The sequence below is a fragment of the Bradyrhizobium sp. SZCCHNRI20481 genome (assembly GCF_032485055.1).
In the GTDB taxonomy this organism is placed as follows: Bacteria; Pseudomonadota; Alphaproteobacteria; order Rhizobiales; family Xanthobacteraceae; genus Bradyrhizobium.
Genome location: NZ_JAUEUE010000021.1, coordinates 84,859 through 96,660 on the forward strand (window position 1 = coordinate 84,859; position 11,802 = coordinate 96,660).

Sequence of the window (11,802 nt, forward strand, 5' to 3'; positions counted from 1 at the left end):
ATGAGAAACGACCGAGGCGCTGGTTTCGAGGCGACGCAGATCGCCGAGGCGCCTGGCGGTCCGTGTGGGAGGAGTGGAGTCGTGTTTCTCGGACTGGATGTCGGCACATCCGGCGTGAAGGCCGTGCTGGAGGACGAGACGGGCGCGCTGATCGCGAACGCCTCGCGTCCGCTGTCGCTGTCGCATCCGCAGCCGCTGTGGTCCGAGCAGAATCCGGATCACTGGGTCGAGGCCGTCATCGGCGCGGTGGATGATCTCGCGCGTGAGCGTCCGCGTGAGACGTCAGCGGTGCGCGGCATCGGCTTGTCCGGCCAGATGCACGGCGCGACCTTGCTTGGTCGCGACGGCCGGCCGCTGCGTCCCGCGATCCTGTGGAATGACGGCCGCTCGCAAGCCGAATGCGCCGAGCTCGAACGCCGCTGCCCCGAATTGCACACGATCGCCGGCAATCTCGCGATGCCCGGCTTCACCGCGCCGAAGCTCGTCTGGGTGGCGAAGCACGAGTCGAAGATCTTTGCAGAGGTCGCGACGGTGCTGCTGCCGAAGGCCTATGTGCGCTATCGGCTGTCCGGCGAGATGGTCGAGGACATGTCGGATGCGGCGGGCACCCTGTGGCTCGACGTCGGCGCGCGGCGCTGGTCGGAGAAACTGCTGGCGGCGACCGGGCTCGGTCTCGATCACATGCCGCGCCTGGTCGAGGGCAATGAGCGCAGCGCCGTGTTGTCGCCCGAGCTGGCGCGGCGCTGGGGCATGGGCGCTGATGTCGTGATCGCAGGGGGCGCCGGCGACAACGCGGCGAGCGCAATCGGACTCGGCGCCATCCGGCCTGGCGATGCCTTCCTGTCGCTCGGCACGTCAGGCGTGCTGTTCCGGGTGACCGACCGCTTCGCGCCGGCGCCGGAAGCGGCCGTGCATGCGTTCTGCCATGCGCTCGGCGGGCTGTGGCATCAGATGGGCGTGATGCTGTCGGCCGCGGCCTCGCTGGCGTGGCTGGCGCGCATTCTCGAGACGCCGGAAGCCGCGCTGCTGGCGCCGCTCGGCACGCGCGTCGAACGTCCGAGCCCGGTGCAGTTCCTGCCTTATCTCGACGGCGAGCGCACCCCGCACAACGATGCCCATGCCGCCGGCGCCTTCGTCGGCCTGCGCAGCGCCGCTGGCCGTGGTGATCTCGTGCAGGCAGTGCTTGAGGGCGTGGCGTTTGCCTCACGCGACATGTTCGCCGCGCTCGCGCGTAGCGCGCAGCCGATCAAAGAGCTCGATCTGGTCGGCGGCGGCTCGCGCTCCTTGTTGTGGGCGCAGATCATGGCCGACGTGCTCGGCGTCACCGTGCACCGGGTCGAGGAGGGTGAGGTCGGCGCCGCCATCGGTGCCGCGCGGCTCGGCCGTCTCGCCGCGACCGGCGCAGCACCGGCCGATGTCTGCCGCAAGCCGCAGCGGCTGCAGAGTTTCGAACCCCGCGCCACGCAGCGCGCGGCATACGACGCCGCCTACGCGCAATGGCGCAAGCTCTATCCCGCTCTCAAGGAGTAAACCCTCGTGAACGTTCAGGCTCCCTTCTTCCAGACCGGCGCAACCGTCACCTATGGCGGGCCCGAGTCGCGCAGCCCGCTGTCGTTCCGCTGGTACGACAAGGATCGCGTCATCCGGGGCAAGCGGATGGAGGATCATCTGCGCTTCGCGGTCTGCTACTGGCATTCGTTCTGTTGGCCGGGCGGCGATCCGTTCGGCGGCGAGACCTTCCTGCGGCCGTGGCAGCATGGCGATGATGCGATGGCGATGGCGCGTGCCAAGGCCGACGTCGCGTTCGAATTGTTCCGGCTGCTCGACGTGCCGTTCTTCACCTTCCACGACGTCGACGCCGCGCCGGAAGGCGCGACGCTGAAGGAGTCGGTCGCCAATCTCAACGCCATCGCCGACCTGTTCGAGCAGAAGATGGCGAGTGCGAAAGTGCGGCTGCTGTGGGGCACGGCCAACCTGTTCTCGCACCGCCGCTACATGGCGGGCGCCGCGACCAATCCGGACCCGGATGTCTTCACTTATGCGGCGGGGCAGGTCCGCGCCGCGCTCGAAGTGACGCACCGCCTCGGCGGGCAGAACTACGTGCTGTGGGGTGGCCGCGAGGGCTATGAGACCTTGCTCAACACCGACATGAAGCGCGAGCTCGACCAGCTCGGCCGGTTCGTCTCGCTGGTGGTCGAGCACAAGCACAAGATCGGCTTCAAGGGGCCGCTGCTGATCGAGCCGAAGCCGAAGGAGCCGACCAAGCATCAGTACGATTTCGACGTCGCCACCTGCTACGCCTTCCTGCGGCGCTACGATCTGCTCGACGACGTCAAGCTCAACATCGAGCAAAACCACGCCATCCTCGCCGGCCACTCGTTCCAGCACGAGATCGCGCTGGCGCAGGCGCTCGGCGTGTTCGGCTCGCTTGACATCAACCGCGGCGACGATCTGCTCGGCTGGGACACCGACCAGTTCGCGATGAACGTGCCGGAGCTGGCGCTGGTGTTCCACGACATGCTCAAGGGCGGCGGCTTCACCACGGGCGGGCTGAACTTCGATGCCAAGATCCGCCGGCAGTCGATCGATCCGGATGATCTGCTGCACGCCCATGTCGGCTCGATGGACGCCTGCGCGCGTGCGCTGATCGCCGCCGATCAGATGCTCGAGGACGGTGCTCTGACGGCGCCGCTCGCGCAGCGCTACGCTGGCTGGGACGGCGAGGAGGGGCAGGCGATCCTCGCCGGCCGCCGCTCGCTCGCCGAGCTCGCCGACCGCGCCGTCAACACCGGCCTCGATCCGCAGCCGCGCTCCGGCCGGCAGGAATATCTCGAAAGCGTGGTGAATCGCTATGTCTGATGACGGCGGCCTGCGCACGATGACGAATGAGGCTGAGCGAGCCGTGATGAGCACCGCCGCGCAGCCAGTCTTGGAGCCGGTCTTGGAGCTGAAGGGCCTCGGCAAGCAGTTCGGCGCGATCCGCGCGCTGCACGGCGTCGATCTTTCGATCGACGCCGGCGAGGTCGTCGGCCTGATGGGCGACAACGGCGCCGGCAAGTCCACCCTGGTGCGCATCATCGCCGGCAATTTTCCGCCGAGCCAGGGCACCATCCGTTTCGGCGGCCGCGAGGTGCATTTCCATCGTCCGATGGATTCGCGCAGCGTCGGCATCGAGGTCGTCTACCAGGACCTGGCGCTCGCCAACAACCTTACCGCCGCCGCCAACGTGTTTCTCGGTCGCGAGCTGAAGCGCAATTTCGGCCCGCTGGTGCTGCTCGACCACAAGGGCATGGAGGCGCGCGCGCTCGAGCTGTTCCGCGAGCTGCGCTCGGAGACACGCCCGCATGATCTGGTCAAGGACATGTCGGGCGGCCAGCGCCAGGCGGTGGCGATCGCGCGCACGCGGCTGTCCAATGCCAAGCTCGTGATGATGGACGAGCCGACCGCGGCGATCTCGGTGCGCCAGGTCGAGCAGGTGCTGAGCCTGATCCATCGGCTGAAGGAGCAGGGCATCGCCGTCATCCTGATCTCGCACCGCATGCCCGACATCTTCGCGGTGTGCGATCGCGTCGTGGTGATGCGTCGCGGCGAGAAGAAGGCCGACAAGCCGGTCGGCGAGACCAGCCCCGAGGAAGTGACTGCGCTGATCACCGGCGCCAAGGAGGCGGCGTGATGTCCGTTCCATCCGAGACCCGCTCCGCCGGCACCGAAGTCACCTTCACCAATGTCGGCGCCATCAGATGGTGGCACCGTGGCGTGTTCGCCTCGCAGACCGCTTATGTCACGCTGGCGCTCATCGCCCTCATCATCGTGATGAGCTTCGCCAGTCCCTATTTCCTGACCGAGGGCAATCTGCAGAACGTCGCCAAGAACTTCTCCTTCATCGCCATTGCGACGCTCGGCATCACCTTCGTGATCATCACCGGCGGCATCGACCTGTCGGTCGGCTCGATGATGTGCTTCGCGGCGATGATCACCTCGATGGTGATGACGACGCTGTCGACACCGGGGATGCCGCTGTCATCGCTGTTCGTGCATGTCGCCGCGGACGGCAAGACCGTGGTCGCCAACGTGCCCGGCCTGATCCTGATCGTCTCGGTGCTGGCAGGCCTTGCGGTCTCGCTCGTCGTCGGCCTGATCAACGGCGTCTGCATCGCCTTGCTCGGGCTGTCGCCGTTCGTGACCACGCTCGGCATGCTGTCGATCGTGCGCGGTCTCAGCTACGTGATCTCGAACGGCAAGGGCAGCTTCCCCGGCGGCCCCGACGCCGATTATTTCTATGCGTTGACGCAGGGCGATGTCTACGGCGTGCCGGCGCCCTTCATCTATCTGATTGCGTTGGCGCTGGTGATGGCGCTGGTGCTGCACCACACCGCGTTCGGCCGCCACGTGTTCGCGATCGGTGGCAACGAGAAGGCGGCGGAGCTGACCGGCGTCTCGGTGCCCCGCGTGAAGATCGAGGTCTATGTGATCGGCGCGCTCGCCGCCGGCCTGCAGGGCATCATCATCTCCGGCTGGCTCGGCTCCGCGCCCGCCAACATGGCGACGTCCTACGAGCTCAACGTGATCGCGGCGGCCGTGATCGGCGGCGCCAACCTCGCCGGCGGTCTCGGCGGACCGCTCGGCGCCATCGTCGGCTGCGTGCTGCTCGAAGTGATCAGGAACGGCTTGGTGCTGGCGCAGGTCAACTCCTACTGGCAGCAGACGCTGGTCGGCGTGATCATCATCGCCGCCGTGCTGGTGGATCGCATCCGCGCACGCCTGCTGTGACGAATACTGGCCGGGATGACAAGCGCGTCTATCCTCACCCGGAACAGACAATCATCAGGGATAGACATGGAGGAGGGAAACCCATGAAGAAGCTGCTCTATGCGGTCGCGTCGCTCGCGATCATGCTGGCCCCGGCGCAGGCCGAGACCAAATACCGCTTCGCCATCGTGCCGAAGGCGATGAACAACCCCTTCTTCGACGTCGCGCGGGACGGCTGCCTGAAGCGCGCCAAGGAGCTCGGTAATGTCGAGTGCATCTACAAGGGTCCGGTCGAGCACGAGCCGGCCACGCAGGCGCAGATCATCCAGGACTTCGTCACGCAGAAGGTCGATGGCCTGGCGATCTCGGTCGCCGACGTCGCCGCGATGACGAAGTCGATCGAGGCGGCGACCGCCGCCGGCATTCCGGTGATCACCTTCGATGCCGATGCGCCGGGCTCCAAGCGCATCGCTTATATCGGCACCAACAACAAGGATTTCGGGCTGGCGCTCGGCAAGCAGCTGCTGCAGCTCCGACCCGACGGCGGCAAATATGCCGTCGTCTCCGGCGGCCCCGGCGCCAAGAACCTTGCCGAGCGCGTCGATGGCGTGCGTGAGGCGCTCAAGGGCTCGAAGTGGACGGAGGTGGCGGGCTCGCCGACCTTCTGCAACGACGATCCCGCGCTCGCCGTCCAGCAGATGGCCGATCTGCGCACCGCGACGCCGGATCTCGGCGCGATCGTGCCGATCGGCGGCTGGCCGATGTTCGCGCCCGAGGGCTACAAGGCCTTCGTCAACAAGAACCGCAAGGACATCGACGCCGGCAAGCTGACCCTCGTCGTCGCCGACACGCTCAAGATGCAGCTCGAACTGCTGCGTGACGGCTATTCCAACGCGCTGACCGGCCAGCGTCCGTTCGAGATGGGCGAGAAGGCGATGGACACGCTGCTCGCGATCAAGAAGGGCGAGAAGGTGCCGGACGTGATCTACACCGGCCTCGACCTCGTCACCAAGGACAACGTCGCCAAGCTCCTGAACTGAGTTCCTCCCGGGGAAAACCTGGCGGTCCGGCAACCGGCTTCGGCCGGCGGCTGGGCCGCCCTTTTTGTTTGGGGATGCTTTTGTCGCGTGGAGCGGGCACCAAAGACGGCCTGCGTTTGCGTTGTCTCGCTCCACGAAGACGCTGCTGATCGCCTCCACCACACTGTCATCGTCCGCGACGGCGGACGATCCAGTATTCCAGAGACGGTCGTGGGCAATCGAGACGCCGCGGCGTGCTGGATCATCCGCCGGAGCCTGTCATTGGGCTCGCCGAAGGCGAGACCCGGTGGCGGATGATGACAGTGCGGGCAACACGGGCCCGGACGATTGACAGAGGGATATATCTGACTAAAGTCAGACATCATGCTCGACCCCATCTCTCGCGTCCGCCGCTTCAACCGCGCCGTCACCTCGGAGGTTGGCGCGCTCGACACCTCGTTTCTCGGGCGCGGGCGGCCGCTCGGGGCGGCCCGCGTGCTCAATGCGATCGGCCATGGCCGCAGCGACGTCGCCGATCTGCGCGACTATCTCGCGCTCGATTCCGGGCTGATGAGCCGGCTGCTGCGCAGCCTGGAGGAGGAGGGGCTGGTGACGACCAGGCCGCATCCCGACGACGCACGCCGCCGCATCGCCAGGCTCACGGCCGCCGGGCGGCGCGAATTCGAGGCCTATGAGACGCTCTCCAACGCCCAGGCCGAATCGATGCTGGCGCGTCACGGGCAGCCCGAGGCGCTCTTGGCGGCGATGGACCTGGTCGCGGCCGCGCTCGGACGCAGCCGCATCGCCATCGACGAGGCTGATCCGCGCGGCGAGCAATCGCGCTATTGCCTCGGCGAGTACTACGCCGAGCTGTCGAGACGGTTCGAACGCGGATTCGACGTTTCGCTGTCGCGCGATCCCGATGCCTCCGACATGGCGGCCCCGCGCGGGGCCTTCTTCGTCGCGCTGTCCGACGGCCTGCCGCTCGGCTGCGTCGGGCTGAAGGGCAGCGGCGGCGATGTCGCCGAGATCAAGCGGCTGTGGGTCGCGCCCGCGGCGCGCGGGCTTGGCCTCGGCCGGCGGCTGATGGATGCGGCCGAGGACGCCGCGCGAAAGCTCTCGATCACGACGCTCCGCCTCGACAGCAACAGCGCGCTGACCGAGGCCGTCCAGCTCTATCGCCGCACCGGCTGGACCGAGATCGACCGCTTCAACGACGATCCGTATCCGGATCTGTTCTTCGAGAAGCAGGTTTGAGGTCGATCTCCCGTGACGCTCGGCGCTCGTGCATCGGGCTTCAGGAACGCGAGCGCCTTGTGGTCGGCGAATTGCTAGGGGACCTCTGCGACGGACCCCGTCGGCCTGCTCGGCGTTAAGCGATGGGCAACCGGCGGGTGATTGGATGAGGGTTGGGTTCCAGCGATGAGAGGCAGACCGGCGTGCTTTGAGTCTAATTTGTTGCCTGAGCCTGACACAATTGCGGCGAGGGCCTCGTGATTCGGGGACGCTTCTTCGCCTCACTTCACCCCAAGACTTGATCGAGCGTATAGATCGTCCTGCGCCGATCGCGCCGGCGCGGGCGGAACAGCAATGACGAATCGGGACAAGGCATGGTGACACGATCCACGGCGGCTCAGAACCTTGCAGCGATGCGGCGTCGCGGACCGGTCTTGATGACCCTTGCGGCCTTGGCGGCACTGGCGATGCCCAGCTCCGCGGCCAACGCGCGGCAGGCGCGCCCCGCGCCGGCGACCGAAGCGACGGCGCCGCGCGCGCATGGCGATCCGATCATGGCGATCGTATCGATCAAGGCCCAGAAGGTGACGTTCTACGACGCCGACGGCTGGATCTGGCGGGCGCCAGTGTCGACCGGCGTCTCCGGCCGCGAGACGCCGGCCGGCGTGTTCGCCGTGCTGGAAAAGGACAAGGACCACCGCTCGACGCTCTATGACGACGCCTGGATGCCGAACATGCAGCGCATCACCTGGAACGGGGTGGCGCTGCATGGCGGGCCGCTGCCCGGCTATGCCGCCTCGCATGGCTGCGTCCGCATGCCCTATGGTTTTGCCGAGAAGCTGTTCGACCGGACCTGGATCGGCATGCGGGTGATCATCGCGCCCGGTGACCCGGCGCCGGTCGAGTTCTCCCATCCCGCCTTGTTCGTGCCGACCGCAGAGGCGCTCGCCGCGGTGCCCTCGCGCGCCGCGACGCTCGGCCGCGAAGCCGAGGACGCCGCCAGGCTCGCCGACGAGGCCAAGGCGGCGGCTGTCGCGGCCGAGCGCGAGGCCAAGGCTCTGAAGGCGTCCTTGCGCAAGCTGGAGCAGGCCAAGGTGCGCAGCGAGGCCGAGTTCAAATTCGCCGACAGGAAGCTGGCCGCCGCCAAGACCGATCAGGCGAGGACGCTGGCCGAGGATGCGAAGCAGAAGGCCGCCGCCAAGGCGACCGACGCGGCGGCGCAGCTCGAGGCCGCCAAGTCGGACGCGACCGCGAAGCTCGCTGCGGCGACCTCGACCAAGGATGCCGCCAAGGCGGCTGCGGCCAGGAAGGCCGATACGAGCAAGGCTGCGACGGACGCCAGGCTCGCGACCGAGCCGGTCTCGGTCTATATCAGCCGTTCCACGCAGATGCTCTATGTCAGGCGCAACACGCACAAGCCGGCCCCCGATGGCGGCGGCGAGGTGTTCGACACCTCGATCGAGGCGCCGGTGACCATCCGCGATCCCGACCGGCCGATTGGGACGCATGTGTTCACCGCAGTGGCACAGAACGGCGCGGGGCTGCGCTGGACGGCGGTGACCATCGACGACGGCGACACCGCCAAGGACGCGCTCGACCGCATCACCATTCCGAAGGACGTGCTCGCCCGGATCGCGCCGACGGCCGTGCCGCGCTCCTCGATCATCGTCTCGGACGAGCCGCTGTCGAGCGAGACCAATTATCGGACCGAGTTCGTCGCGGTGCTGAGCAACCAGCCGCAGGGCGGCTTCATCACGCGCCGGCCGACGACCAATGTCGACGTTGCCAGCGGCGACGAATATGACGATGGCTTCGGCAGCTTCTTCCAGCGCAGCTGGGATGGCCAGCCCGTCGCGGCGCCGCGCCGTCGCGGTCCGCCTCCGACCTATTACCGGCCGCTGCAGCCGGGCTGGTGGTGACCAGCCGGCCTGATGCCCGACTGGGTTCGCGGGTCAGGCCGGATGGCACTTCAAATCAGTTGCGACCTGCGGGGATGACGCCGGGCCACTGCATCAGGAAAGGCTGCGGCTCGTGCTGCTGCGCTTCGGTCGCGCGCGCCACGCGCCTGACACGGTGAGGCCTGCGGGAGATCGAGCTGGTCGCCTCGCGGGCGGTCTCGATGCGTGCCAACTGCTGACGCATCTCGCCGGTGGAGGTCCGGAGCTGCTCGATGGTGACGTCGCTGTTCGCGGCCGCGGTGCGCAGCCCGCTCAGCTCGGTCGCCGCATCTTCCTGGGCGCCGCGGAGGCGGATCGTCTGGCGCTTCAGCAGCGCGAGATCGGACTCGATCTTGTCGGCCGTATCGCGGCGGCGCGCCTCGGTCTCGTCGGCGGTGGTGCGCAAGGCGGCCAGGCCCGTTTCGGCCGTGGTGAGGCTGGCGCGCAATTGCAGAAGCTCGCCGGAGGTGTCGCTCTGGCGGTCGCGCAACTGGGCGGTCTCGGCCTTGAGCTGCGTCAGCTCCGATGTCAGGGCGGCGACGCGGGTCTCGAGCGAAGGCGCTCCGGTCCCGAAGGAGAAGCTGTTGGCGCCGCCGCTGCTCCACCACATCGCACCGGCGCTGGCTGCGAGCGCCAGGCTCAGGACAATTCGTAGAGAGGCCGTGCCGCTGCTCGGCGGGGCGTCCGGCGTCTTGGTGGGTCTGCGCATCGACAGGTCTCCGGGATTTGATGGCAGCAATTATGATCATATTAAGGTTGCCAATGTTCTAAGCGCGCCGCGCCGGCGGAACATTTCATCCACGTAGTTTTGCGGGAATGCAGGCTCGCAGCCTTGAGTCGTGAGCACGATCGGCGGCGCTCAATCGTGCGGATGCAGGACGGCGATGATCCGGCCTGGATCGCCGGCACACAATTCGAATCCGTCGGAAAAGGCTTCGTGCGTCCTCGGGATCGTGATCTAAATCGCGCATGTCCAACATTCCGCCCATCGCCACACCGCCGGCATTCGACGAGCTCGCCGAGGCCATCAGGCAGCGCCGCTCGGTCTATGGCCATATCAGCGGGCTCAGGATGGATCGCTTCGCGCCCGGTGAGGCCTGGTCGACCTTGCCCTATCGTCCGGTGTTCGTCGGCGACAGCGAGACCGGCGTCATCCATGGCGGCGTCGTCACCGCGATGCTCGACGAGAGCTGTGGCATGGCGGTGCAACTCGCGCTCGACGGCAGCCGGGCGATCGCCACGCTCGATCTGCGCATCGACTATCAGAAGCCGGCAACCCCCGGTCTCGACATCAAGGCCCATGCGGTATGCTTCCGCGTCACCCGCTCGATCGCGTTCGTGCGCGCCACCGCCTATCAGGAGGAGGAGACCGCACCGGTCGCCACCGCGACCGCCTGCTTCATGATTGGCGCCAACCGCACCAACATGCTGACCGACCGGGCGGCCTTCGACGGCGCGCCACCGCCGCTCGACGCACCGGACGATCCGATGGGGCCGTTTCCCACCAGTCCGTTCGCGCGCTGCCTCGGCATCCGCTTCGCCGAGAACGACACGCTGGTGATGCCGTTCTCGCACCGGATCATCGGCAATCCCGTGCTGCCTGCGATCCATGGCGGCATGACCGGCGCGTTTCTCGAAACCGCGGCGATCGTCACCGTGATGCGCGAGCTCGGCGCCACGGCGCCGCCGAAGCCGGTCGGCCTCACCATCAACTATCTGAGGTCGGGGCGCGCGCTCGACACCGTCGCATCGGCGTCGATCGTCAAGCAGGGCCGCCGCGTCGTCGCCTTCGAGGCCCGCGCCTGGCAGGACGATGCGACGAAGCCGATCGCCACCGCCTTCGGCCATTTCATGCTGCGGCAGGCGCCAGGGCAGGAGCAGGACTGAGGAAGATCGCGTCGCGGGTCGCGATCATGCCTTGCGCAGGATCTTGTCCATTGCCTTTCCCCGCGCCAGCTCATCGACCAGCTTGTCCAGGTAGCGGATCTCCCGCATCGTCGGTTCCTCGACATCCTCCACGCGGACGCCGCAGATCATGCCCTTGATCAAGGTCCGCGCGGGATTCATCGCAGGCGCCTGCGCGAAGAAGGTCTCGAAGTCCGTCTGACGTTCCAACCGGGTCTCAAGCTCGTTTTGGCCATAGCCCGTCAACCAGCAGATCACCTGATCGACCTCTGCCTTGGTGCGTCCCTTCTTCTCGGCCTTCGCGACGTACAATCGGTACACGCTCGCGAAGCTCGTCGTGTAGATGCGGTGTTTTGCCATGCTGACTCCATCGGATCGTAGGCGAGGCATGTCGGGTCTGCGAGGGGCGACGGCGCGGCACAAGCGCGTGCTTCATGTCCGCGTTTCGGATCGTCGTACAGCACGTTCGTTCGCACACGTCGGAAACGCGCGCTAGCCCGGCAGGGACATCGGAAACGACACCCCGAGCGACCACGCCAGGATCAGGCCGAGACCCAAGCCTTCGGCCAGCGGCGAGCACGTCCTGCGACCGACACAGCCGCCGATCACGCCGAACACGATGAGGAACAGCACGATCACGGGGATGATGATGAGCAGGAAGAACAGCCGCTTGAGGTCGAGCGCGACTGCCCCGCCCAGCGAGGCCAGGAAGGCGGCGCGAATCCACACGGTGCGCCACGGCGCGGCGTGGCCGCCCTGGTTGGCGATGCTGTCGGCCAGCATGCAGGGCACCGCGCCGTGCCCCGCGCAAACCGATGGCGTCTCGTCTGCGCGGCGCAGCGTCCATGATCGGCTCCGTTTCAATCCCAAAACTGGCGCAGGAACTCGTGCGGTTACAGCGACGGCGCAGGCGAGCGTTGCGGCCGCGATCGAACGAAACGCACGCCGTTTCGTTG

The 11,802-nt window shown here is 67.4% G+C and carries 11 protein-coding genes; 8 read left to right on the plus strand and 3 right to left on the minus strand.

What is annotated here, in order from left to right:
• Positions 1-81: 81 nt before the first annotated feature.
• From xylB to QX132_RS29160, 7 genes are all read left to right on the plus strand, one after another.
• On the plus strand, positions 82-1,530 hold the full coding sequence (gene xylB, locus QX132_RS29130; RefSeq protein ID WP_316163506.1) for a xylulokinase: 1,449 nt from the start codon (positions 82-84) through the stop codon (positions 1,528-1,530).
• 6 nt (positions 1,531-1,536) lie between these two features.
• Complete coding sequence (xylA, locus tag QX132_RS29135; RefSeq protein WP_316163507.1) at positions 1,537-2,859, plus strand: xylose isomerase; 1,323 nt, start codon at positions 1,537-1,539, stop codon at positions 2,857-2,859.
• 46 nt (positions 2,860-2,905) lie between these two features.
• On the plus strand, positions 2,906-3,673 hold the full coding sequence (locus tag QX132_RS29140; protein ID WP_315779455.1) for an ATP-binding cassette domain-containing protein: 768 nt from the start codon (positions 2,906-2,908) through the stop codon (positions 3,671-3,673).
• Positions 3,673-4,770 (plus strand): ABC transporter permease, encoded by a 1,098-nt coding sequence (locus tag QX132_RS29145; protein WP_315779456.1) that lies wholly within the window; start codon positions 3,673-3,675, stop codon positions 4,768-4,770. The genes QX132_RS29140 and QX132_RS29145 overlap by 1 nt, the downstream gene beginning before the upstream one ends.
• 83 nt (positions 4,771-4,853) lie before the next feature.
• Positions 4,854-5,789 carry a sugar-binding protein gene (locus QX132_RS29150; RefSeq protein WP_315758434.1) on the plus strand — a complete coding sequence of 312 codons (936 nt, stop codon included), beginning with the start codon at positions 4,854-4,856 and terminating at the stop codon, positions 5,787-5,789.
• Between the two features lie 363 nt (positions 5,790-6,152).
• Positions 6,153-7,025, plus strand: a complete 873-nt coding sequence (locus QX132_RS29155) for a helix-turn-helix domain-containing GNAT family N-acetyltransferase (RefSeq protein WP_316163508.1) — start codon at positions 6,153-6,155, stop codon at positions 7,023-7,025.
• A gap of 353 nt (positions 7,026-7,378) precedes the next feature.
• Positions 7,379-8,923, plus strand: a complete 1,545-nt coding sequence (locus tag QX132_RS29160) for a L,D-transpeptidase (protein ID WP_316163509.1) — start codon at positions 7,379-7,381, stop codon at positions 8,921-8,923.
• Positions 8,924-8,978: 55 nt separating this feature from the next.
• On the opposite strand, the gene QX132_RS29165 is transcribed toward QX132_RS29160, so the two are convergent.
• Complete coding sequence (locus tag QX132_RS29165) at positions 8,979-9,650, minus strand: hypothetical protein (RefSeq protein WP_316163510.1); 672 nt, start codon at positions 9,648-9,650, stop codon at positions 8,979-8,981.
• Positions 9,651-9,910: 260 nt separating this feature from the next.
• Here QX132_RS29165 and QX132_RS29170 point away from each other — a divergent pair, with 260 nt between their 5' ends.
• The gene (locus QX132_RS29170; RefSeq protein ID WP_315779462.1) at positions 9,911-10,828 is read left to right on the plus strand and encodes a PaaI family thioesterase; all 918 of its coding nucleotides are present in this window, start codon (positions 9,911-9,913) and stop codon (positions 10,826-10,828) included.
• A gap of 24 nt (positions 10,829-10,852) precedes the next feature.
• On the opposite strand, the gene QX132_RS29175 is transcribed toward QX132_RS29170, so the two are convergent.
• Positions 10,853-11,206 carry a DUF2200 domain-containing protein gene (locus tag QX132_RS29175; protein WP_315758440.1) on the minus strand — a complete coding sequence of 118 codons (354 nt, stop codon included), beginning with the start codon at positions 11,204-11,206 and terminating at the stop codon, positions 10,853-10,855.
• Between the two features lie 132 nt (positions 11,207-11,338).
• On the minus strand, positions 11,339-11,629 hold the full coding sequence (locus QX132_RS29180) for a hypothetical protein (RefSeq protein WP_316163511.1): 291 nt from the start codon (positions 11,627-11,629) through the stop codon (positions 11,339-11,341).
• Between the last annotated feature and the right edge of the window lie 173 nt (positions 11,630-11,802).

Bases quoted from the DNA above. Each gene is read 5' to 3' on its own strand.
- QX132_RS29140 (WP_315779455.1), top strand. From the start codon at position 2,906: ATGAGCACCGCCGCGCAGCCAGTCTTGGAGCCGGTCTTGGAGCTGAAG.
- QX132_RS29145 (WP_315779456.1), top strand. From the start codon at position 3,673: ATGTCCGTTCCATCCGAGACCCGCTCCGCCGGCACCGAAGTCACCTTC.
- QX132_RS29150 (WP_315758434.1), top strand. From the start codon at position 4,854: ATGAAGAAGCTGCTCTATGCGGTCGCGTCGCTCGCGATCATGCTGGCC.
- QX132_RS29155 (WP_316163508.1), top strand. From the start codon at position 6,153: ATGCTCGACCCCATCTCTCGCGTCCGCCGCTTCAACCGCGCCGTCACC.
- QX132_RS29160 (WP_316163509.1), top strand. From the start codon at position 7,379: ATGGTGACACGATCCACGGCGGCTCAGAACCTTGCAGCGATGCGGCGT.
- QX132_RS29165 (WP_316163510.1), bottom strand. From the start codon at position 9,650: ATGCGCAGACCCACCAAGACGCCGGACGCCCCGCCGAGCAGCGGCACG.
- QX132_RS29170 (WP_315779462.1), top strand. From the start codon at position 9,911: ATGTCCAACATTCCGCCCATCGCCACACCGCCGGCATTCGACGAGCTC.
- QX132_RS29175 (WP_315758440.1), bottom strand. From the start codon at position 11,206: ATGGCAAAACACCGCATCTACACGACGAGCTTCGCGAGCGTGTACCGA.
- QX132_RS29180 (WP_316163511.1), bottom strand. From the start codon at position 11,629: ATGCTGGCCGACAGCATCGCCAACCAGGGCGGCCACGCCGCGCCGTGG.